A 22,619-nucleotide genomic window follows, 5' to 3' on the forward strand; every position below is an offset into this window, starting at 1 on the left:
GAGCTTGTTCAGTGCCCAAGCTTCGTTGTTTTTATAATTACCTCTCAAACTTAGTTCATGATCGGGAAGTTTGCATGGAAAAGTATCAATTTGATTTCATTCAGCTCGCTATCAGCCATCAAGCCTTATGCTTTGGCGAGTTTACCCTCAAGTCTGGCCGGACCAGTCCTTACTTTTTTAATGCTGGCCGTTTCCAGACCGGAAAGGCTTTAGCCGAGTTAGGGCGCTACTATGCGGCAGCCATCACGGCAGCTGCTGTAGATTTCGATATAGTCTTTGGCCCTGCCTATAAGGGCATACCTTTGGCTGCGACAACGGCCATCGCCTTGGCAGATCAGTATGACCGCGATTTGCCCTATTGCTACAATCGCAAAGAGGCAAAGGATCACGGAGAAGGCGGTACGCTGGTGGGCGCGCCGCTGCAGGGTAAGGTGTTAATCGTGGACGATGTGATTACCGCAGGTACCGCCGTGCGCGAAGTCATGACGATCATTGATCAGGCTGGCGCCAAGCCAGCAGCGGTGCTCATTGGCTTAAATCGCCAAGAAAAAGGTCAGGGGGAGCTATCCGCCATTCAGGAAGTGGAGCAGCGTTTTGGTGTTCCGGTGATCAGTATTATTAATCTCAACCACATTATTGGCTATCTTGAGTCCCAAAGTGGGCAAGAAGACATGGTTGAGAAAATCAAAACGTACCGTGCAACCTATGGGGTTGAACTGGGTTAATCGTGGGTGAGGTGAACTTTTGATGCGAAATGTAGTAATTCTCACGTTGCTCTGTGGCTTGGTTGTTGGCAATACAGCTTGGGCCGCTGGAGAAGCGAGTACAAAAGTGATTTATCGCTATAAAAATCACCAGAATGTGACGGTGATGGATTCTTCTATACCACCGGAGTTTGTGCCCAAGGGGTACGAGATAGTGTCACATAGTGGCAAGGTCTTGAAAGTGGTGGCTCCTTCTTTAGAAGGCGAAGAGGCGGAACAGGCGCGCGTTGAACGGCTAGAGCGCGAAGAGCGTGAACGCGTTGATACCCAACTGCGCCGCAGTTACAGCAATGTAAAAGATATAGATGCTGCGAAAACACGCAATCTGGAAAGTTTGCGCGGCAACATTCAAATTTTAGAAGCCAATAAAAGCTCGGCAAATAATCGTTTGGAAGCTACCTTGGCACGTGCAGCAGAGCTTGAGCGCAGCGGACGTAAGGTGCCCGAGGATATATTGAAAAATATTGGTAATTTGGAGCAGGAGATCCGCAATATCAAATTGCAGGTTAAGCAGCGTGAGCAGGAGTATCAGTCGGTATCGGATAATTTTGATGCGGATCGTAAGCGCTTTATTGAGATTACGAAGTCCAATTAACGTTTAGTTTATGAGTTGGTTTTGTTTAAAAATGGCGCATTGCATGCGCCATTTTTTATACCTGAATTTCAGTGGGTAATAGAAACCCTTGTGCGAGTAGTTGCCATTGTTCCGGCCAGTGAGTGCTGGGTAGGCGTTTAAATTCACTGCGTACAAATTCGGCAATGCGACCATTTGCTATAGCGACCAGTAGATTGGCGGCTGCGTTAATTGGCAGTTGCGTGTGCAAATTATCGCGCAGCTCAGCCTCGCGCAGCACTTGCTTGAGTTGCGTTTCAATGCGATCAAAAAACTGCGCAATACGCGCCCGCAAGCGCGCGGTTTCACCGGTGAGTGCATCGCCAGTAAGCAATCGGCTGAGGCCTGGGTTGCGCTCGGCAAATACCAGTAGCAATGTGAGGATTTTTTCGCAGCGAATTAGCGTGTTTTTCTCATCGGCGAGAATGCTGGTGATGCGCGAAAATACCGATGTCTCGATAAATTCAATGAGACCTTCAAACATTTTTGATTTGCTGGGAAAGTGACGATAAAGCGCAGCTTCAGAGACACCCACCTGCTGCGCCAGTGCCGCGGTGGTAATGCGCTCACCCGGGCTGGCTTCGAGCATTTGGGCAAGGCATTCTAAAATTTGCTGCCGCCGCGGGGTCTTTATAGGCGCTTTATTCATAGAGGTAACTCTGGTGCTGGCGCGGGCGTTGCAGCGCCCGCGAGCAAGGTGGTGGTGTGTTTAGGTGTTAGCTTTATTGGTGATGAGCGTGCCTACCCCAACATCGGTGAATATTTCTAACAGTACCGCGTGATCGACGCGGCCATCAATAATGTGCGCACTATTTACGCCACCTTTTACTGCATCTAATGCGCAGCCAATTTTGGGTAACATGCCGCCATAAATGGTGCCGTCGGCAATCAGTGCATCGACTTGTTCAGTGCTAAGACCAGTTAACACCTTACCTTGCTTGTCGAGTAAGCCAGAAATATTAGTGAGCAGCATTAGTTTTTCTGCGCCTAGGTATTCCGCTAACTTTCCTGCAACCAAGTCAGCGTTGATGTTGTAGGAAGATCCGTCTTCACCGACGCCAATGGGCGCAATTACAGGAATAAAATTGCTGTTAACCAGCATATTAATGACATCGGTATTGATGTTAGCAACTTCACCGACATGACCAATGTCAATAATTTCTGGCTCGAGCATCTCGGGTGTTTTATGCGATACCGTAAGTTTTTTAGCCAGAATCAGTTGTCCATCTTTACCGGTTAAACCTATAGCTTGACCGCCATTGCGATTGATGAGGCTGACAATTTGTTTGTTAACCGTACCACCTAAGACCATTTCCACCACATCCATAGTGGCGCTGTCAGTAACGCGCATACCGTTAATAAATTCTGATTTGATGTTGAGCTTTTCTAGCAGGCTGCCAATTTGTGGGCCGCCGCCGTGAACCACTACTGGGTTCATGCCGACGAGTTTCATCAATACTATGTCGCGCGCAAAACTGTTTTGCAGTTCTTCGCCTTCCATGGCGTTGCCGCCAAACTTAACGACAACCGTTTTGCCGGTAAAACGTTGAATATAGGGCAGTGCTTCGGTTAATACATTGGCGATATTCATGGCGGAGTCGCGACTTAAAGACATAAAGCAAAATCCTAAAATTAAAAGTTGAGAGTTAAGTTGCTATCGATTTTGAGCAATTCACGTTTGAAGATTTGTTGAATTTTTTCCAGCGCATCCTGCGTTTCAGCTTCGAAGCGCAAGGTGAGCGCGGGCGAGGTGTTAGAGGCGCGCACGAGACCCCAGCCTTTGGTGTAATCCACGCGCAAGCCATCAATGGTGGTGAGGTTGCCATTGTTAAAGTCGCTGTTTTCAACCAGCTTTTGCATGAAGCCAAATTTTTCGCTTTCAGCAATGGCGATTTTTAATTCTGGGGTTGAAATGAGCTGTGGAAAGGCTGCAAAGATTTCATCAATCTTTTGGTCGCGCAGGGTGATGATTTCTAGTAAGCGGGCCATAGCGTAGATACCATCATCGAAACCATACCAGCGGTCTTTGATAAATATATGTCCGGAATACTCCCCGCCAATGAGCGCGTCGGTTTCTTCCATTTTGGCTTTCATGGGGGAGTGGCCAGTTTTCCACATAATGGGACGGCCGCCGTAACTGCTGATAACTTGATTGAGTTGGCGCGAGCATTTCACATCAAAGAGAACGTCTGCGCCAGGGTTGCGCGCGAGAATATCTTTGGCGAATAGCATTAATAACCGGTCGGGCCAGATAATGTCACCCTTAGGTGTGACTACCACGAGACGATCGCCATCGCCATCGAAGGCTACGCCGAGGTCAGCATTCACTTCCTGTACTTTTGCGATGAGGGCTTGGAGATTGTTCGCGTCCGTAGGGTCGGGATTGTGATTGGGGAATTCCCCATCGAGATCGCAAAACAGTTCGGTTACTTCACAGCCAAGCTCATCAAAAAGAGCCGGCGCAACTAAACCAGGGACGGCGTTACCGGCGTCAATTACCAGCGACACATTGCCCGCAAGGGCGACGTCGGAAAAAATGCGATCGATATAGTCGGGAATAATGGGGCGCTCGGATTCAACGCCTGCGCCTTGATGAATGCGTTGGCTGATAATGCGCGCGCGCAATTCCAATACCGCCTCATCCGCGAGGGCGCGATTATTCATCACGACTTTAAAGCCGTTGTACTCCTTGGGGTTGTGACTGGCCGTTACCATGACGCCGCTGTTGCTGTCGTCAAAGTGAAAACTGGCAAAATACATGAGCGGAGTGGGCACAACGCCGATATTGATGACATTGCAGCCAGTGCCCAGAATGCCCTTGATGAGTGCCTCTGTGAGTTTTTCGCTGTGAGTGCGACCATCGCGCGCGACTATGAGGCTCTGCTCCCCCTGATCAATGGCTTCACTGCCAATAGCTTGCCCCAATCTAAAGGCGAAATCGGGGGTGATTTGGCTGGGAACTAAACCGCGAATATCGTAGGAGCGAAAAATTTCCAGAGGGACGTCGCTCTCATTGATTTTGACTTTAGCTGCTGCATTGGATTTTTTACCGGTGGCATCTTTTAAGCCTAAAATGTCAGCATCTTCGTCGATCATGGCGATATCAAGCACATCATGCGGCTGAAAGAGTGGGCTGCTTAAGGTTTCGCTGCTGCTGGCAGCTTTGGTGATGGCGACCTTGTGTTCGACTGTTGAGCTGAAGTCTTCATTGCTGATGCGTTCGCGACGATTTAACACGCGGTTAATTAACAAAATGAGTACAAGGCTCGCGGCTGCTATGAGGCCTATGCACAGTAGCCAGAGCGTTGGTAATTCTTCTGCTTCTTGAGCCAGTGCGGGTGAAGGCGTAAATTTTATGTTGAGAAAGGTGCCCTTGATCTTGCTCTCAAGGCTTGGCCCTGCGCCACCTGCGCCTAAGCTTTGAATCGTTTGGCTGGGGCTGGCAGGAAATTGTTGCAGTAGCAGGGTTTCACCAGCGCTCATCTCGCCGGCGCTAAGGGCTTTTAGTAAGTCCTTAGCGTTAAGGGTGACAAGTAACGTCGCGCGCACGTCGGTTTTAGCATCCAAAGGCAAAGGGCGGATAAAGTTGATTACCCATTCATTGTTGCGTGTGATGAGTTCGGGTGGTGTTGGCGCGCGTTGTTCGGCGCGGCGTATTAAGTTGAGTTCAGCAAAACTCAAGGGAAATTCGCTTTCTTGCTCCAGCGTGGCGGTATCGAGCGGGATTACTCGTACCTTGAGCGCCATAGGGGTGGCATTCGCTAATTTTTGCTGTAATTGGGTGAATTCAAACGCTTCTTTTGGTTTTGATACGGGATCTGTTTCTGGTTGTCCTGCTTTTGTGTTTTCTGCTAAAGGGCTGACAGGGCTTTCAAGCGGCGTCGCAAGGTTTTCTACGCTGGCGAGTAATTCAGGTGTAGTGGCCAGCTGATCTAACTGTTGGTTTTGCTCAGTGATAAAGCTATTTATGCCAGCAGCGCGCTTATCCAGCTGCATTTGGCTCAGTTGCTCAAGTCTATCGGACTCCCGTTCTATGACTAAATAATCGTAGAGAATAAAAGCGATTATTGCATTGAGGGCTACTCCGATTGCAAGCAGGCCTAGCAGCCGTTTTTGCTGCGCAGCTGCCAGTTGCCGCGCGGAATCGAGTGCGCGTTGGGCGCTACGGCTTAGCGGAGGTGTGCTCGGTTCAGACTTGCTCGTTATATTTTTTTGTGAGTCCACGCTCTTACCCTTTTGATCTGCAGGATGGATCTGCGGCTGTCAGTTGATGAGTCATTATAGAGTGATTTTCGCGGCAATTAGAGCAATCAGCTCACGCGCTAACTGTTGCTTGCTGCGCTGATTCAGCGTTTGGGTGCCTTCAGGGTAGATGAGGGTTACCGCGTTATCATCGCTATTAAAACCAATATTGGCGGCACTGATGTCATTGGCAATCACCAAATCTAGTCTTTTATTCAGTAGCTTAGCTTGCGCATATTGCACCAGTTGTTCCGATTCTGCGGCAAAACCAACGGTATAGGGTTTGTTAGGCAGGGCCGCGATACTGGCAATAATATCGGGGTTTTTGACCAGTTCTAAGGTCATGGTATCTGCCGTGCCTTTCTTTAGTTTTTGCAGTGCAATGTTTTCCGGGCGGAAATCGGCAACGGCTGCAGCACCTATAAACAGGTCGCAGCCTGCCACCTGCGCATGGCAGGCCGTATACATGTCTGCGGCGCTAATCACATCGATGCGTTCAACCCGCGGTGGTGTGGCGAGCGCGCAGGGGCCGCTGATAAGAATGGTATGTGCGCCCGCTTCGGCGGCAGCCTGTGCTAGGGCATAGCCCATTTTGCCGGAGCTGTGATTGCTGATGTAGCGCACAGGGTCAATTGCTTCGCGGGTCGGCCCAGCAGTAATAACCACTTTCTTGCCCGCCAAAAGACCGCGTTGAAATAGGCCTGCGGCCGCTTCTGCGATAGCGGTTGGTTCTAACATGCGCCCAAGGCCTATATCGCCGCAGGCTTGCAACCCTTCGGCGGGGCCGAAAATATGAATACCGCGGGTTTTGAGTGTGGTGAGATTCGCTTGAGTGCTGGCATTGGCCCACATGCCTTGGTTCATGGCGGGTGCGAGAGCGAGCGGCGCGGCGCTGGCGAGGCAGACACTGGTGAGTAAGTCATTACCCATGCCCTGGGTCAAGCGCGCCATCACATCCGCTGTGGCAGGGGCAATTAGGATTAAATCAGCCCAGCGCGCGAGTTGAATATGGCCCATGCCCGCTTCGGCTTCTGGGTCGAGTAATTGGGTGTGTACGGGATTGCCTGAGAGTGCTTGCAGTGTCAGTGGCGTGATGAATTCTTGCGCGGCAGGGGTCATAACCACCTGCACAGCGGCGCCTAAATCCTGCAGGCGACGAATTAATTCGGCGCTCTTGTAGGCGGCTATACCCCCAGTGACACCCAGCAGAATATGTTTATTAAACAGAGAGCTCGTCATAATTGCGCGTGATCCTGAGTCGTTACCGTCGTTGAAAACACCTAGTTAGTTAAGCGTTTCCAGGCCCGCTAGTTGGCGCGAGTGTGATCAATTACTTACCTTGCTGGGCACTATCTATCTGCTGTCGTATCAAATGTTGCAAAAAGGGCAGCGCGTTTTCAGCATTGATGAAAGACGACTAAGATAACATTCTTAAGGTTAATGTCGAAATCTCGTTATAGCTGTTTAGCGAGATACAGGCTCCCTGCAAGCCCTCTGTTTACCACTGAGCTGACATCTGTTTGCTAAGCTATTGAGCCAAGGCTAGATTCTAGGGTAAATTGTGCGTGAAAGGATTTGTATGAAACGTCACTAAGGAGCTGTGAAATGTCTATTGCCGATTGGCCTGAGGCCGAACGTCCCCGCGAAAAACTCTTAAGTCTTGGCGCCAGTGCTTTATCGGATGCCGAACTCCTCGCTATTTTCTTACGCATTGGCTGCGCGGGTAAATCCGCAGTAGATCTCGCCCGCGAACTCTTAACCCAATACGGTGGGTTGCGGCCGCTGCTTGAGGCTAGCCAAACTGAGTTTTGTCGCGGGCTAGGTTTGGGGTCTGCTAAGTACGCCCAGCTGCAGGCAGTATTGGAAATGGCGCGGCGCCATTTGGCGGCAACCTTAAAGGCGGGCGATATACTTTCCAGCCCCGCGCAGGTGCGCCAGTATTTGAGTGCTCAGCTGCGCCATCAACCGCGTGAGGTCTTTGCGGTGCTCTTTCTCGACAACCAACACCGTCTCATCGCATACGACGAGCTGTTCTTTGGCACTATCGACGGCGCCAGCGTCTATCCCCGCGAAGTAGTGAAAAAAGCCTTGGCGCGCAATGCCGCGGCGGTGATTTTGGCGCACAACCATCCGTCAGGTGTGGCCGAGCCTAGTCAGGCGGATCAGCGCATTACCGAGCGCTTGCAGGCGGCCTTAAATTTGGTCGATGTGCGTGTTTTAGATCATATGGTGGTGGGTGATGAAGAGGTCGTCTCGTTTGCTGAGCGCGGGCTAATTTGATCAATATGGGCAAAAAATCAAGTTTTTTGGCTAAAAAACCAGCTTGTGATTGCTATTGGGGGACTGTTTTGGTATAAAACGCGGCTCTTTACGGCAGGGTTGTTTAAGGCAGGGTTTATATCGTGTCTTCGACAGGTTTTTTTATTAAAATCTTTGGTCCGACCCATCAATTTCAAGCCGCGTATAGAAACGAATAGGCTGCTTACAACAATGCTCTAAGCTGGTTGTTAGTCTGTTTTACGGCTCTAACCCAGCGCTACCAGCTTAGCGCGCTGATTTTTAAATGAGGCAATAGAATGTCTAAGGTATGTCAAGTTACTGGCAAACGTCCAATTACTGGTAACAATGTTTCACACGCAAAAAACCACACCAAGCGTCGTTTTTTGCCAAACCTGCAATCGCACCGTTTTTGGGTTGAAGCTGAGAAGCGTTTTGTTTCTTTGCGCTTAACTCCAAAAGGTATGCGCATTATCGACAAGCTCGGAATTGATGCAGTTTTGGCTGACATCCGTTCACGCGGCGAAAAAGTTTAATTTAGGAGCACAGTCATGCGCGATAAAATTCGTTTGAACTCAAGTGCAGGTACCGGTCATTTCTACACGACTGACAAGAACAAGCGTACCATGCCCGAGAAAATGGAAATCAAAAAGTTTGACCCAGTTGTGCGTAAGCACGTGGTCTACAAAGAAGGCAAAATCAAGTAATTGATTGTTGTGTTCAATAAAAAACCCGGCCTTGGCCGGGTTTTTTATTGCCTGAAATTTAACCTAGTTGTGCGGTTTTTTGATGTTCAGGTGCGGCTATCTTATGTAGAAACACACTTGTGTTTAGGCAGTGTGTGTTGCGCGCAATTTTTGCTCCTCCAGTAAATGCTCAGCGAGCGCTTCGCCCGCCTGGCTCATGGTGAGGTAGGTTTTATCGGCGCCTGCATTATTGATAATTTTAGCTTCATCAGGGTAGAGGCTGTGAGATAGAACCAAGCCGGTAAAACCATATTTACGCAGCTTGCGCGCCGCAATGATTTTACATTCTAGGTCGCTAGTACTGAGAATCACCGATTTTAAATAGCTTAAGTCCAAGTCCTGCCAAAACAGAATATCCTCTGCATCGCCAAAGAGTACATGGCGCTGTTCCTTGGTGTGACGTTCGATTTTGGCGGGGTCGGAATCGAGTGCGATCAGTTTTAAGTTTTCGGTGGCGAGATAATCATAGGCCGCGGTGCCTGTACGCCCCATACCAATAATTAAGACTTCAGCATCGCCGAGGGAAACAGGTTGCTGATCTGGGTGGCGGATATCGCGTTCAAAGGGCAGCAGATAATTAGCCAGTCGCTCGTAAAGCGGGTGAGCGATACGATTGAGCGGTGCGGAAATAACAAATGATAGCGCCAGCGTGATGGCTAGCGGCACTAGCCATTCAGGCATGAGTACGCTTGCCATTATCAAGCCAAATTCGCTGTACTGGCCCAAGCTCAGGCCGGTTAAGAAAGCGCTGCGGGCGCGCAGTTTGAAGACAATCAAGAGGAAGAAAAAGAACAGCATTTTCAGCGGTAGTACCAACACCATCGCCAGGGCAAACATTAGAGCTTGGTGATCGGGCAAGCCATTGCTACCTATCTGCAGGAAAAAGCCCACGAGAAAAATTTCTTTGATGCTCCAAAGCGAATGCGCTAACTCCACCGCGCGTTTGTGCTGTGCGAGTAGCGCACCAAAGACGAGGGCGCCTAGCTCGGAGCTTAAACCGACTAACTCAAAACCATAGCCGCCGACGGCTACCGCGAGCAGTAAGCCGAGCAGGATGAGTAATTCATCGTGGCCGCTGGCATCGAGTAATTTGTAGAGCAGTGGCCGCAAAAGCGGCAGTGCCAAAACGCCCAACGCCCAAGGCGAGGGGCTGTGATCACCGGCGAGGCTCATGATGGCGAGGGCGATGATGTCTTGCAGTACTAAAATACCTATGGCGACGCGACCGTGAAACGCGCGCAGTTCGCGCTTGTCTTCGAGCACTTTAGCGGCGAGTACGGTACTGGAAAAGCCGAGCGCGCAGCCGAGTAAAATAGCGGTCTGTAGCGGTAAATCAAATATCCAATAAATTGGTGGGGCCAGCACAGCAACTGAGATAATAAAATGCAACAAGCCGCCGCCGAGTACCTCGGGCCGCACAATGGTGGCGGGGCGCAATTTTAGGCCCACGGTAAACATAAGCAATAGCACACCAAGGTGCGATAACTCATGCAGCCAAACTTCCCCTTCAGTCGGTAACTCCAGCAGTGGGTTGAGCCCGTGCAAGATAAAACCTGCCGCCAAATATCCTAACAGCGGCGGCAAGCCAACAAAGCGCATGAGTAAACCCAAGCTATAGGCGATCGCAATCCATAATCCAACCAGCATTAATAAGCTCCACAGCAGTTATAAGCGCCTTAGGCTACACTCAAGTTTCCTTTGCGCATAGTTAATGAGAAAAAATGATATGGGTGAGATTCGCGGTCTAGAGGCTTGGACGCTGATATTGTCAGAATTAGATTTGCCAACCCTCGATGCCGTAGTGAAAGAGATTTGTGAGCTGAGTGAGGACGATAAATGCCGCGCGGATGATTTAACTAATATTATATTGCGCGATGCTGACCTCACTACCAAAGTGCTCAAAATAGCTAATTCTGTGCATTACAATCCATCATTTACCACTATTAAAACGGTATCGCGCGCTATTGTGCAATTGGGCTTTGACAATCTGCGCAACATCACCCTCACCACCACGCTCATCAATAATTTTTTAATGGGGAAGCCCAAATCATTGCTGATTCAAAGCCTCGCGCGTTCATTTCATGCGGCGGTACAGGCCAAGGCTATGGTGCCTTATTTGGATGGTGATAAAAAAGAACAGGTGTTCATCGCCGCTTTGTTGCGCAATATTGGCGAGCTGGCCTTGATTACCACTGGTCGCCCTATTGTTGAGGAATTTTTACTGGCGCGCGAGCAGGAGCCGGAAGCGGAGCGCCGTATCGCCCAAGAGTACTTGGGGGTGGATACCAATTTACTCAGCCGTATGTTGATAAAGGATTGGGCGCTCGGAGATCTGCTGCGCGAAGCCTGTGAGAATCGAACACTTTCCAGCCCTGCTGCGCGCGCGGTGAATTTGGGTAATGAGCTGAGCAAGCAGATTCACACGGGTATAAAGAGTAAGCAGATGCACAAGTTGTGCGAGCAAACCGCAGCGCTGTGCAAAATTTCTTTCGAGGACGCCCGTAAACAAATTCTGTTAATGGCAGATGAAGCGTCGATTATTGCTAAAACCTACGGCATAGAAGTCATTATTAGTGCCTTGCCTGACCCCAACTTACTGGAGGACAAACACGCGCCGCAGGAGCGCTCTGAATTTTTATTTCAACAGCAGCTCAATCAAATCAACAAATCATTATTAGCCAGCGAAGATGCTTCGCGTATTACCCAAATGTCCATAGCGACGCTGCATGAAGCGGTAGGTCTGGCGCGCGCAGCTTTAGCACCGATCGACTACAAAACGAAATCCTTAGACATTCGCTATGTGGCTGGCAAGGGAACGCACCTTTGGCGCCAGCAAATTAAAATTAATTTGGAAAGTTTGCACAAAGGCGAGCTGCTGCACGATTTTTTGCGCCTGCAACAACCCTACTGGTACCGGCCAAAACAAGCGCCGAAAATGTTGGGTGCCTTGGCCGTATTGGCAGCTAAGGGTGATATTTTTCTCGCGCCGCTTATATTGAACAAGCGTTTAGTGGCGTTGCTCTACGCCGATGCGGGCACTGTGGGTGATGAGCTGGTTGCACGCCAATTCGAGGAATTTCAAATTATTGCCAATCAGCTTAATTTAATGATGAAGATAAATGCAGCATAAAAAAATAGTCGGTATTCCCTATATTGCCGCTGTTTTACCCTGGCCGCTAAACAAGGTTAAGTATTCGTAAGGGCATTATTGCTGTGGGTGAATCATATTAACCTTTGGTTTTAGGGGGTGTCAGTTGCGCCTTTATGCAGGATAATCCTCGCCTCAGTTCACCTTATACCAGCAGAACCTTATGCCTGAGTTACCCGAAGTCGAAACTACCCTACGCGGTATTGAACCCCATGTTGTAGGTAGGGCGTTGAGCGCTGCGGTGGTGCGTCAACCGCGCTTGCGCTGGCCTATTCCGGCGGATCTGAATGAGCGTTTAGGTGGAAAAAAACTGATTGGGGTGTCTCGACGCGGTAAATATTTGCTGTTGAACTTTGGCCATCAGTATCTGCTTATTCATTTGGGAATGTCTGGTAGTTTGCGCATAGTTCCCGCGAGCGAGCCTGCCTTATTTCACGATCATTTTGATTTGGTGTTTGGAAAAATCGCCCTGCGCTACTGCGATCCGCGCCGTTTTGGCTGTTTATTGTGGCTGGAAGGTGAGCCGAGCGAGCATAAGTTGTTGCGTGATCTGGGCCCTGAACCTCTGACCGATGCTTTTGATGCGGATTACCTTTTCGCGCGCAGCCGCAAGCGCACCCAAGCCGTGAAGCAGTTTATTATGGACAGCAAAATTGTCGTGGGGGTCGGTAATATCTACGCCAATGAATCGCTTTTTATGGCGCGTATAAAACCGATTCGCAAAGCGGGTGCCTTAACCCGCAAGCACTGTGAGGACTTGGTGCGCGATATTAAGTTTGTGTTGGCGCGCTCGATTGAACAAGGCGGGACTACATTGCGCGATTTCGTGGGCGGCGACGGCAAACCCGGGTACTTTAAGCAGCAATTGCTCGTTTATGGGCGCGGCGGCGAGGCCTGCAGCCTCTGTCAAAAACCGCTAAAAGAGGTGCGTATGAATGATCGCACCACGGTTTATTGCGTGCATTGCCAAGGGTGATGGGCGCTACCGATCAAATTTCTTTTTAAGCGCTGACTCTACTGGCTGTGCAACGAATTTGCTGACATCTCCGCCTAAAAATGCAATTTCACGCACTATAGACGAGGAAATGTAAGAAAGGTGTTCGGCGGGCGTGAGGAAGATACTCTCCATGGTCGGTGCCAGTGCACGATTCATATTGGCTAGCTGAAATTCGTATTCAAAGTCAGATACCGCGCGCAACCCCCGCAATACTGCTTGCGCATTCTGCTGACGCACAAACTCCACCAATAAAATATCAAATCCACAAACGCTAACATTGGGCAGATGCTGCAGTGTTTCCTGCGCCAGTGCCACCCGCTCATCGAGCGTGAAGAGTGGATTTTTGCGACTGCTTGCGGCCACGGCGACTATCACCTTGTCGAATAAACGACAGGCGCGCTCGACTAAATCTATATGACCGTTGGTGATCGGGTCAAAGGTGCCAGGATAGACGACTGTGCGCATAGAGTATCTCTTGGGTGCTGGCCTTGCGGCGGGGAAGGCATAGTACAAAATTCAGAATGAACTGACTAGCAAACTAGACAGTACAAAAAAGTCTATAAACGACCATCGGTAAATTGTGACTCCATCTACACTTTAAACCTAGGCTTAAAATTACCGGCGACGTGGCTGGGCTCCTTGGCTGATGCCAGAAGCAGAAGATGAAAAAAGGTAATTAGTAAACCCTAGCGACTCAAAATGGGCAGTAAATTGGCGAGGTAGCTATGACGGATAAGACGCAGGCAACGCGATTAGGCGACATTTTATTGGAAAAAGGGCTGGTAAATTCAGCCCAATTGCGCAAAGCAATCGTCGAGCAGCAACAGCGTCGTCGAACTATAGATACAAGTGATAGCGAAGCAATGGATGCAAGCTCGCTAGGTAAAATTCTCATTGAATTTGGTTTCATTACGGAGCAGCAACTCAAGCGTGGCTTGAGTTGGCAGATGTCATTACGGCGTATGACCATCGCCATGGCATTGTGCGCTCCTCTCATGTCCTTCGGCGTGGGTGCAGCGGCAGCCAGCTCCGGCAGTACAGCGAGTAGTACGAAAGCGAGCGCAACGCAATCCCTAACGATTCAGGCAGAAGATTACACCAGTATGTATGGCGTCCAAAACCAACCAACAACCGATGTGGGTGGAGGTTTAAATGTGGGGTGGATACATGCGGACGACTGGCTAGCTTATGGAAATGCCGAAATACTGGTGCCCGCAACGGGCACCTATAAGGTTACTTATCGATTGGCGAGTATTGGTGGTGGCGGCATTTTTGCCCTGCGTGAAGCCGATGGCTCGGTAGAGTTTGATCGAGTTAGTGTTCCCAAAACTGGCGGTGAACAAGTGTGGATTGATGTTGAGCGCACAATTACCCTCTCTGCAGGAACGCACCGTTTTGGCATTAATGTATTGGAGCGCGGCTCGGGCTTTAATTTCAATTGGTTTAGGATTGAAGCTGTTGCGGCACCCGCCTCGGTTTCCAGTCAGGCGGCCAGTTCAGCAGCCTCGGTGGTGACAGCACCTGCGCTTACACCGTCTAGTGTTCCTGTATCCAGTGCAGCGGTCTCTAGTACGCCAGCTTCTAGTAAAACGGCATCCAGCGCTCCTGTTTCCAGCACGCCAACGGCAAGTTCAAAAGCCCCTGCGAGTGTTTCATCTGCCGCAAGTTCTGCTGCGCCTAAGGCGGCGACACTTCCTGTCACCATTCAAGCTGAAGACTTTACTTCTATGTTTGGTATTCAGGCTGAACCCACTACAGATGTAGGGGGTGGAAAGAATATAGGTTATATCCACCCCAACGATTGGCTCTCCTATTCCGGCAAGCCGATACATGCACCTGTAGCCGGCAATTACAACATGATTTTCCGTGTCGCCAGCCCTGGCGGTGGTGGCAGCTTTGCCCTGCACTCTGCCGATGGCTCCGTGCAATATGGTGTGATTCAGGTACCAGCCACGGGCGGCTCGCAACAGTGGGTAGATATAGAAACCACTATTTCGCTGCCAGTGGGGGATCACAGCTTTGGGATTACGGCAATCACCCGTGGTTCTAGCTTTAACATCAACTGGTTCAAAGTTGAATTTAAGGGCATAGCCCTGCCCGCTAAGGTGGAAGCGGAAAGCTATTCGGCGATGTACGGCATTCAAAAAGAGGCCACAACGGATATTGGGGGTGGTTTGAATATTGGTTATATTCATCCAGGCGATTCGATGTCCTATGCGGACACTGTCTTTGATATTCCCGCCACAGGCTCCTATAAAATTACCTACCGAGTCGCCAGCCCGAGCGGTGGTGGTAGTTTTGCACTGCACGAGGTGGATGGCAGCGCGCAATATGATTTGATCGCGGTACCCGCTACTGGCGGTTCGCAAAAGTGGGTGGATCTAGAGCGCGTAATTAGTTTAACCAAAGGGGCGCACAGCCTCGGAATTACGGCTGTCAGTCGCGGCTCAGGTTTTAATATTAATTGGTTCAAGTTAGAGGCTGTGGGGCAGGCGGGTGCATCAAGTTCTGCTGCGAGTTCGGCGACGACTGCCGCGACCACCAGCAGCGTAGCCAGTTCTTCCGTGGCGTCTTCGGTGCCGCCTGTCAGCGTATCCAGCAGCAGTAAATCCAGTGCGTCGAGCGCACCTGCTGGAACCGGCACATCGGGGACGGCTCAGGTGACCGGGCCGGTATCCTTCAAATGGATTATTCCCAATCAGCGCGAAAATGGCACCTACTTAGATGTGACAGAGTTGGGTGGTTATGAGCTGCGCTATAAACGCGTAACCGACACAAGCTATATCTATGTATCGATTAATGATGCCTGGCAAAATTATTACAATTTTAGTTGGCTGGAAGGTGAGTATGTATTCCAGATAGCCGCGTTTGATAAGAATGGTATTTACAGTAACTTCGTGGACATGGCGCCGCAGTAGGCGCCTTTGGTCTCAATACCGAAGGTTTTACAATACGTTAAATGAACCGATCTATAGCTTAACTTGCGTCCGATAAAAGAGCCTGTAATTGACTTGACCGGCACTTTTATCGCGATGCAATTGCCAGTGCGCCGGGGTGTTGTAGTGATGTTCGCGTCCCGACTCAATGTAAATCACCGCGTTTTCCGCTAAATAATTCCCCGCTTCAAGCCCATCAATCACCGCCTGCCAAAGGTTTAGCTGGAAGGGCGGGTCGATGAAAACAATATCGTAGGCTTCGCTGTCATTACCGCGCTGCAAAAACTGCATGCTATCGGTACTGATCACTTTTCCTTTATTGGCTTTCAGTACCTCCAGGTTGGTGCGCAATTGTGCGGCTGCTTTGGTGTCTCGCTCAATTAACAGGCTCAAAGCTGCGCCGCGCGACAAGGCTTCTAAACCTAAGGCGCCTGAACCGGCAAAGAGATCGAGGCAGCGAGCGTCTTGAATATCGGGCGCGAGCCAATTAAACAGTGTCTCGCGAATGCGGTCGCCTGTGGGGCGCAAGCCCTCCACAGCGGGAAAGCTGAGTTTGCGCCCGCGCCACAGGCCGCCAATAATACGCAGTTGATTCTGGGTTTTAACGGAAGAAGTTGTTGCTTTTGCCATCAGTTTTGCCAAGGTCATTGCTCTATCGAGAGGTGAGAAGTGGTAGCATAGCGGCTTTTCAGCTGCGGCTGTTATTCTGCCGTCCGATTTTGTCATCACCAAGAAACAACTATGTTTTTCAATCTTTTTAAAAAGTCAGATAAATCCAAAACAACTGCCGAGAATAAGGCGGTTGAAGAAACGCTCGATTCAACATCTGCTGCGCAATCGCCCCAGGCTGATGATGCGCCGCTTGTGCGTGAGCTGAAGGTTGAGCAGCCCGAGTTGCCTATCGAAAATCAGCAAGCCTCTGAGCCTACTGCCGACTCACTTGAGTCAGCCCAAACGCCGGAAGACCCTCAGGGCCAAGAGGCTGTTCATGACGAGGGCGCTTATCAAGAGCTGGTGGCCCAAGAACCAGTGCCTCAAGAAATACAAGCACCTGTCACGCAAGAAACAGCCTCGCAAGAAGTAACGCAAGTGGAGCCCACCGAGGCGTCTACGCCCAAGCTGGGCCTGTTCGCGCGCATCAAAAAAGGCCTTAGCCGCACTAGCAGCCACTTTGCTGAAGGTTTGGGTAAGCTCTTCCTCGGGCGTAAAACCATTGATGATGAGCTTTTTGAAGAACTGGAAACTCAGTTGCTTTTGGCTGATGTGGGGATGGACGCCACCACCGAGATCATCGACAAATTGACTGCGCGTGTTGCCCGTAAACAGCTCACGGATTCTGATGCGCTCTATGCTGCTCTGCGTGAACTTTTGGCCGATTTACTGCGCCCAGTCGAGCAGCCTTTAGTGATTAATGCGACCCAAAAGCCGTTTGTGATTTTAGTCGTCGGTGTTAATGGCGTGGGTAAAACCACCACCATCGGCAAGCTCGCCAAGCGCCTGCAAAATGAAGGCAAAAAAGTCATGCTCGCCGCAGGGGATACTTTTCGCGCCGCCGCGGTCGAACAGCTACAGGTGTGGGGTGAACGCAATAATGTTGCCGTAATTGCGCAGCATACTGGCGCGGATTCTGCCTCGGTAATCTTTGATGCGCTGCAAGCTGCGCAAGCGCGCAATATCGATGTGGTCATCGCCGATACCGCTGGCCGTTTGCACAATAAAAGTCATCTAATGGATGAGCTGGCCAAGGTTAAGCGCGTAATGGCGAAGCTGGATGTGAATGCGCCCCACGAAGTGCTCTTAGTGCTGGATGCGGGCACCGGTCAAAATGCCGTTAACCAAGCGCAACAATTTATCGAAGCGGCGGGCGTTACCGGCTTGGCGCTGACCAAGCTTGATGGCACAGCCAAGGGCGGCGTTATTTTTGCCTTGAGTAAAAAGTTTGCCTTACCGGTGCGCTATATAGGCGTGGGTGAGGGTATAGATGACCTTCAGCCTTTTGCGGCCGAGCCGTTTATCAACGCGCTCTTCAATCAAAACAACAGCTAAATCATCTCTAAACAGGAACGTGTGTGATTCGATTTGAAAATGTCAGCAAGCGCTATGACACAGGCTATGAAGCCCTAGCGCGGGTAGACTTCGAAGTGGCGGCGGGGGAAATGGTCTTCTTAACGGGGCACTCGGGCGCCGGTAAGAGTACCCTCATGAAGTTGATTATGCTGCTGGAGCAACCCTCTCACGGCCAAGTCTTTGTGGATGGCCGCAATCTTGAGCGGCTTTCCTCCAGCCAGATTCCCTATTTTCGGCGCAACATAGGTGTGGTGTTTCAAAACCACCAATTGTTGTTCGACCGCAGCGTGTACGACAACGTGGCCTTGCCGCTGCAAATCGCCGGTTATCCCCACCAAGAAATTGGCAAGCGCGTGCGCGCCGCCCTGGATAAGGTAGATTTGCTGGACAAAGAGCGTGTTAATCCCATAGCGCTGTCGGGCGGTGAGCAGCAGCGCGTGGGTATAGCGCGCGCGGTAATCAACAAGCCCACACTTTTATTAGCAGATGAACCTACGGGCAACCTTGACCCGGAGTTATCCAACGAAATCATGACCTTGTTTCGTCAGTTTAACGAAGTGGGCACCACGGTATTGGTCGCCACCCATGACCTAGAATTGCTTAAGCGTATGAATAAACGCGTTTTGGGGTTAATTCAAGGCAAGCTGGTACACGATGGAGTTCTCTGGTGAAACCACAGCGTCCCAATGATCGCCGCCCTGCGCGTCCCGAATCCGGTGCGGCCCGCGCGGGTGCTACCGCTAAACGCCCTGCGCGTCCAACCCGCGAACAGCTGCGCGCTGAGCGCGATACTGGCCGCAATCAAGGTGCGGTGCAAAGCCAAACCTCGCTGCGCGACCGGCTTGATGCCTGGACTGCACACCACAGTAATTCGGCGATAGAGAGCTTATTGCGCCTCTTTGACACGCCGCTGCAAAGCCTCATGACTTGGCTGGTTATCGCCATCGCCTTAGCACTGCCCGCTACCTTAATGGTGGTATTTGGCAATGTGCAGCAGCTGAGCCAAAGCTGGCAGGATTCTAGCCAGATATCGGTCTATCTCAATAAGGGGCTTAGCGACGGTCAGGCCGAGGGTTTGCGCCAGCGCTGGGCACTGCGTGCAGATGTCGCCCAAGTGATTTATCTGTCGCCCGCGCAAGCTTTAGCGGAATACAAAGCGGGTTCGGGCTTGGGGGAGTTGGTTGATCGCTTGGATGAAAACCCCTTGCCGGGTGTGCTGCTCGTCAAGCCTAAAATTGGTGGCAATGCTCCCGATACCTTGGCGGTATTGGAGCAAGCCTTAGCCGCTGAGAGTGGTGTGGCCGAAGTGCGTTTGGATATGCTCTGGGTTAAGCGCCTGCATCAATTCACCTCGGTCGCGGAGCGTTTTGTAGTGGCCTTGGCGGTTATGCTCGCCTTGGGGGTGCTGCTGGTAATAGGTAACACCATTCGCATGGCGATTGAAAATCGCCGCGATGAAATTCTGGTGGTCAAGCTCGTGGGCGGTACCGACGCCTATGTGCGGCGCCCCTTCTTATATACTGGGCTTTGGTATGGTGTGGGCGGCGGCATCTTGGCTGCACTGCTTTTGGCCTTTGGGTTTTGGTGGTTTTCCGCGCCCGTTGCGCAGCTGGCTGATCTCTATCAAAGTAAATTTCGTTTAGAAGGCTTAGGCTTCATAGAGAGCCTGCAGCTTATTTTAGTTGCCGGTGTGATTGGTCTTATCGGCGCTTGGATTGCGGTAGCGCGCTATCTCTACATCATCAAGCCGCGCTAATTTGAGCTTGCACACTGGCTGAAGTGGCGGAACTTTTTAGCTATTGCTGCACCTAAGCACAGGCTTTTAAAATTCTATTTTTAGGTTTTTAGATGAAGGAATAAGGCATTTTACGGCATAAGGATAGGCTTTTCGGGTCTGAGCAAGACCTAGCACAAGCAATATCGAGATGCTACACTCGGGCAACTTTGAATTTGGAGGTCATCATGAGCACAAGCACCAGTCTGCAACCTATCGGCGTATTAGCCCCGGGTGCAAACCTGAATGCCTATGTTCAAGCGGTCAGCAGCTTTTCCATTCTTACCGTCGAAGACGAGCAAGAACTGGCACGCGATTTACATCACAACGGCAATCTCGACGCCGCGCGTAAACTGGTTATGGCGCACCTGCGCTTCGTGGTTTATATCGCCCGCTCTTACAACGGTTACGGTCTACCCCTTGGCGATTTGATCCAAGAAGGTAATGTTGGGCTCATGAAGGCGGTAAAACGTTTCGATCCCGATAAAGGCGTGCGTTTGGTTTCTTTTGCTGTGCACTGGATCAAAGCCGAAATCCACGAATTTATCTTAAAAAACTGGCGCATTGTCAAAATCGCCACCACCAAAGCACAGCGTAAACTCTTCTTTAACCTGCGTGGCGCCAAAAAGCGTTTGGCTTGGTTAACGAACGATGAAGCTCACGCCGTAGCCCAAGATTTAGGCGTAGAAGTTAAGCAAGTGCGTGAGATGGAAGGTCGCCTCGCCTCTTACGATGCTGGCTTTGACGCGAGCGATGACGATGACGACGACGGCTTTGTGGCCCCAGCGCAGTATTTAGAAGACAGTCGCTACGACCCTGCTGTGCGTTTGGAAGAATCCAACTGGGAAGAATCGAGCGTTAATGGTCTGGAGTTGGCTATGTCTAAGCTCGATGAGCGCAGCCGCGTGATATTGCAGCGCCGCTGGTTAAACGACGACAAAGCAACCTTGCACGAATTGGCCGCTGAATATGGTGTTTCTGCAGAACGTATTCGCCAGCTAGAAAAAAATGCCATGAATAAAGTTAAGGGCATGATCTTAGAAGCCTAACCGTTTTTGAGTGCCAAAAAGGCCGCGCATTGCGCGGCCTTTTTATTGGTCGATTCACTCCGTTTTACGAGAACTCGCAATGCCGCGTATTTTTATCATATTCGCCTCTTTTAGCGCCCTAATTGCCGTTATTATGGGGGCTTTTGCTGCGCACGCCCTAAAGCAGCAGTTGTCACCAGCGCTCCTAAGTGCGATGCAAACAGGGGTGCAATATCAAATGTTTCATGCCCTAGCGCTCTTGTTGGTCGCGCTCATGGCCATAGTAAAACCTGATCTTTCAGGTTTAACCGCCAGCGGCTTAGCCTTTATACTGGGCAGCTTATTATTCAGTGGCAGCCTTTATGCCTTGGCGTTAGGTGCTCCGCACTGGTTGGGCCCTATAACGCCGCTTGGCGGCCTGTGTTTTATGGCGGGCTGGCTGTTGCTGGTGCGCGCCGCTTGGCGCGCTAAATTCTGATTTTTTAACCTTCTGATAATTCTTCTATGTCTGATTTTCTGGAACTAACCCCCGCCCCAGAAGGCGAGGAGCAGGGCTTTTTGATTAAGCCTGAATTTAAACCTAAAGCTATTCGCAGCTTTGTGATACGCGCGGGGCGCATTACGCTCGGGCAAAAAAATGCGTTCGAAAAGTGCTGGCCAACCTATGGCTTGAGCCTCTACAAGGGTCTCATTAACCCTACCGAAATCTTTGGGCGCAGCGCGCCTTTGGTGTTGGAAATTGGTTTTGGTATGGGTAGTTCGCTGCTGGAAATGGCGCAAAACGAACCGGACAAGAATTTTATTGGGATTGAAGTTCACCCGCCCGGTGTGGGCCGTTTAATTAATGAAGCACAGCAAGCGGGTGTAACTAACCTGCGGGTCTACATGGCCGATGCCATGGATGTGCTGGAAGACTGTATTGCCGATGGCAGCATCGATCGTTTGCAGCTCTTTTTCCCCGACCCCTGGCACAAGAAAAAGCACAATAAACGCCGCATGGTTCAACCGCCTTTTGTGCAAAACCTGCGCCCAAAACTGCGCGAAGGTGGTGTATTCCACATGGCCACCGACTGGCAACACTATGCCGAGCAAATGCTAGAGGTAATGACCGCCGCGCCGGGCTTTACCAACTGCAATGCCGATGAAGGCTATTCACCGCGCCCAGAACATCGCCCCATCACCAAGTTTGAAAAACGCGGCGAGCGTTTGGGCCACGGCGTGTGGGATTTGTTGTTTCGTAAAGTTGATTGATAGAGGGAATGCCCGCCATCCCCTAGGTTGGGCTTTAGTTCGACAATAGTGATTCTGCCTTGCAGTAACGCTATATTTCAAAAATCAGGCGCTAATGGAGAAGTGTTAGCTTTTGAACTAGAAGTTGGTGGTTACGTGACTATGTGCTTCTTAAATGCTGGGTCTTTATGTTCTTTCTATAAAATAATTTTGAGCAGCAACGCGTTAGCGTTGCTGTGTAAAGGCGAGCTTAATACCTAAAGATACACAAATAACACCAGTGAGTTTACTAAGCCAAAGCGCCACTGCCTTACTAACTTGGATTTTTTTGCTGGCAAATGCGGTTGTAATTGCAAGAAAATGACACCAAAGCATCCCATTGAAATTGAATATTAGCCCTAATGCAATAAAGGCCAAAAATTTATGAGCTGCGGCCGGTGAAATAAATTGAGGAACAAATGCCAAAAAAAACACCGCTACTTTAGGGTTCAGAACATTGGTAAGAAAACCCTGAATATAAATTTTCCGATATGGCATTTCGTAATATTTTAAATTGGAAGTGACGCTTTCCGCTGAAGTTTTTTGCTTGCTAAATACCTGTCTAATTCCAATATATACAAGATACATAGCTCCAATGTATTTCAGTAATAAAAAAGCATTACTTGAAGTGGCGATTATGGCGGAAACACCTAAAGCAGCAGCAAATATGTGAACAAGAGTACCGAACCAATACCGAGTGCGGCTATGGAGCCAGCGCGCCAACCTTGTGCAGCACTACGAGTCATAATGAAGAGTGA

The 22,619-nt window shown here is 50.3% G+C and carries 22 protein-coding genes; 14 read left to right on the plus strand and 8 right to left on the minus strand.

What is annotated here, in order from left to right; all coding sequences use genetic code 11:
- Positions 1 to 74: 74 nt before the first annotated feature.
- Positions 75 to 725 carry an orotate phosphoribosyltransferase gene (gene pyrE, locus AC0KUT_RS00795; RefSeq protein WP_488832733.1) on the plus strand — a complete coding sequence of 217 codons (651 nt, stop codon included), beginning with the start codon at positions 75 to 77 and terminating at the stop codon, positions 723 to 725.
- 22 nt (positions 726 to 747) lie between these two features.
- Complete coding sequence (locus AC0KUT_RS00800) at positions 748 to 1,359, plus strand: hypothetical protein (RefSeq protein ID WP_488832735.1); 612 nt, start codon at positions 748 to 750, stop codon at positions 1,357 to 1,359.
- A gap of 55 nt (positions 1,360 to 1,414) precedes the next feature.
- Here the strand turns inward: AC0KUT_RS00800 and slmA are convergent, their stop codons facing one another.
- Genes slmA through coaBC form a run of 4 tightly spaced genes read right to left on the minus strand, consistent with a single transcriptional unit; the run spans position 1,415 to position 6,858 of the window.
- Entirely contained in the window at positions 1,415 to 2,026 is a 612-nt protein-coding gene (slmA, locus tag AC0KUT_RS00805) for a nucleoid occlusion factor SlmA (protein WP_488832736.1), read from the minus strand.
- 60 nt (positions 2,027 to 2,086) lie between these two features.
- A complete protein-coding gene (argB, locus tag AC0KUT_RS00810; RefSeq protein ID WP_488832738.1) occupies positions 2,087 to 2,992 on the minus strand; it encodes an acetylglutamate kinase in 906 nt (301 codons plus the stop codon).
- A gap of 17 nt (positions 2,993 to 3,009) precedes the next feature.
- Positions 3,010 to 5,601, minus strand: a complete 2,592-nt coding sequence (locus AC0KUT_RS00815; RefSeq protein ID WP_488832740.1) for a phosphomannomutase/phosphoglucomutase — start codon at positions 5,599 to 5,601, stop codon at positions 3,010 to 3,012.
- A gap of 54 nt (positions 5,602 to 5,655) precedes the next feature.
- Positions 5,656 to 6,858 carry a bifunctional phosphopantothenoylcysteine decarboxylase/phosphopantothenate--cysteine ligase CoaBC gene (gene coaBC / locus AC0KUT_RS00820; protein WP_488832741.1) on the minus strand — a complete coding sequence of 401 codons (1,203 nt, stop codon included), beginning with the start codon at positions 6,856 to 6,858 and terminating at the stop codon, positions 5,656 to 5,658.
- Positions 6,859 to 7,224: 366 nt separating this feature from the next.
- Here coaBC and radC point away from each other — a divergent pair, with 366 nt between their 5' ends.
- The 3 genes from radC to rpmG all read left to right on the plus strand — a co-directional run bounded on the left by radC (position 7,225) and on the right by rpmG (position 8,603).
- Complete coding sequence (gene radC, locus AC0KUT_RS00825; RefSeq protein ID WP_488832743.1) at positions 7,225 to 7,899, plus strand: RadC family protein; 675 nt, start codon at positions 7,225 to 7,227, stop codon at positions 7,897 to 7,899.
- Between the two features lie 296 nt (positions 7,900 to 8,195).
- On the plus strand, positions 8,196 to 8,432 hold the full coding sequence (gene rpmB, locus AC0KUT_RS00830) for a 50S ribosomal protein L28 (protein WP_488832745.1): 237 nt from the start codon (positions 8,196 to 8,198) through the stop codon (positions 8,430 to 8,432).
- A gap of 15 nt (positions 8,433 to 8,447) precedes the next feature.
- On the plus strand, positions 8,448 to 8,603 hold the full coding sequence (gene rpmG, locus AC0KUT_RS00835; protein WP_193906046.1) for a 50S ribosomal protein L33: 156 nt from the start codon (positions 8,448 to 8,450) through the stop codon (positions 8,601 to 8,603).
- Positions 8,604 to 8,726: 123 nt separating this feature from the next.
- On the opposite strand, the gene AC0KUT_RS00840 is transcribed toward rpmG, so the two are convergent.
- Positions 8,727 to 10,289 (minus strand): cation:proton antiporter domain-containing protein, encoded by a 1,563-nt coding sequence (locus AC0KUT_RS00840; RefSeq protein WP_488832748.1) that lies wholly within the window; start codon positions 10,287 to 10,289, stop codon positions 8,727 to 8,729.
- A 64-nt stretch (positions 10,290 to 10,353) separates the two neighbouring features.
- On the opposite strand from AC0KUT_RS00840, the gene AC0KUT_RS00845 reads away from it, so the two are divergent.
- Entirely contained in the window at positions 10,354 to 11,772 is a 1,419-nt protein-coding gene (locus tag AC0KUT_RS00845; RefSeq protein WP_488832750.1) for an HDOD domain-containing protein, read from the plus strand.
- A gap of 181 nt (positions 11,773 to 11,953) precedes the next feature.
- Positions 11,954 to 12,766, plus strand: a complete 813-nt coding sequence (gene mutM / locus AC0KUT_RS00850; RefSeq protein WP_488832752.1) for a bifunctional DNA-formamidopyrimidine glycosylase/DNA-(apurinic or apyrimidinic site) lyase — start codon at positions 11,954 to 11,956, stop codon at positions 12,764 to 12,766.
- Between the two features lie 6 nt (positions 12,767 to 12,772).
- Here mutM and coaD read toward each other — a convergent pair whose 3' ends face one another.
- Positions 12,773 to 13,252, minus strand: coding sequence for a pantetheine-phosphate adenylyltransferase (gene coaD, locus AC0KUT_RS00855; protein ID WP_488832754.1), 480 nt, complete (start codon positions 13,250 to 13,252; stop codon positions 12,773 to 12,775).
- Between the two features lie 260 nt (positions 13,253 to 13,512).
- On the opposite strand from coaD, the gene AC0KUT_RS00860 reads away from it, so the two are divergent.
- On the plus strand, positions 13,513 to 15,705 hold the full coding sequence (locus tag AC0KUT_RS00860) for a carbohydrate-binding protein (RefSeq protein ID WP_488832756.1): 2,193 nt from the start codon (positions 13,513 to 13,515) through the stop codon (positions 15,703 to 15,705).
- A gap of 51 nt (positions 15,706 to 15,756) precedes the next feature.
- On the opposite strand, the gene rsmD is transcribed toward AC0KUT_RS00860, so the two are convergent.
- Positions 15,757 to 16,371, minus strand: a complete 615-nt coding sequence (gene rsmD, locus AC0KUT_RS00865; RefSeq protein WP_488832757.1) for a 16S rRNA (guanine(966)-N(2))-methyltransferase RsmD — start codon at positions 16,369 to 16,371, stop codon at positions 15,757 to 15,759.
- Between the two features lie 393 nt (positions 16,372 to 16,764).
- On the opposite strand from rsmD, the gene ftsY reads away from it, so the two are divergent.
- From ftsY to trmB, 6 genes are all read left to right on the plus strand, one after another.
- Positions 16,765 to 17,769 (plus strand): signal recognition particle-docking protein FtsY, encoded by a 1,005-nt coding sequence (gene ftsY / locus AC0KUT_RS00870; protein WP_488835803.1) that lies wholly within the window; start codon positions 16,765 to 16,767, stop codon positions 17,767 to 17,769.
- 23 nt (positions 17,770 to 17,792) lie between these two features.
- Positions 17,793 to 18,461 carry a cell division ATP-binding protein FtsE gene (ftsE, locus tag AC0KUT_RS00875; RefSeq protein ID WP_488832758.1) on the plus strand — a complete coding sequence of 223 codons (669 nt, stop codon included), beginning with the start codon at positions 17,793 to 17,795 and terminating at the stop codon, positions 18,459 to 18,461.
- Complete coding sequence (gene ftsX / locus AC0KUT_RS00880) at positions 18,458 to 19,546, plus strand: permease-like cell division protein FtsX (protein WP_488832759.1); 1,089 nt, start codon at positions 18,458 to 18,460, stop codon at positions 19,544 to 19,546. The genes ftsE and ftsX overlap by 4 nt, the downstream gene beginning before the upstream one ends.
- Before the next feature lie 206 nt (positions 19,547 to 19,752).
- Positions 19,753 to 20,613: an RNA polymerase sigma factor RpoH gene (gene rpoH / locus AC0KUT_RS00885; RefSeq protein ID WP_488832760.1), complete on the plus strand. Its 861-nt coding sequence runs from the start codon at positions 19,753 to 19,755 to the stop codon at positions 20,611 to 20,613.
- Between the two features lie 79 nt (positions 20,614 to 20,692).
- On the plus strand, positions 20,693 to 21,070 hold the full coding sequence (locus AC0KUT_RS00890) for a DUF423 domain-containing protein (protein WP_488832762.1): 378 nt from the start codon (positions 20,693 to 20,695) through the stop codon (positions 21,068 to 21,070).
- A gap of 26 nt (positions 21,071 to 21,096) precedes the next feature.
- The gene (gene trmB, locus AC0KUT_RS00895) at positions 21,097 to 21,843 is read left to right on the plus strand and encodes a tRNA (guanosine(46)-N7)-methyltransferase TrmB (protein WP_488832763.1); all 747 of its coding nucleotides are present in this window, start codon (positions 21,097 to 21,099) and stop codon (positions 21,841 to 21,843) included.
- Positions 21,844 to 22,047: 204 nt separating this feature from the next.
- Here the strand turns inward: trmB and AC0KUT_RS00900 are convergent, their stop codons facing one another.
- On the minus strand, positions 22,048 to 22,584 hold the full coding sequence (locus AC0KUT_RS00900) for a LysE family translocator (protein ID WP_488832765.1): 537 nt from the start codon (positions 22,582 to 22,584) through the stop codon (positions 22,048 to 22,050).
- Between the last annotated feature and the right edge of the window lie 35 nt (positions 22,585 to 22,619).

The sequence above is a fragment of the Cellvibrio sp. 25HG11W-0 genome (assembly GCF_057815475.1).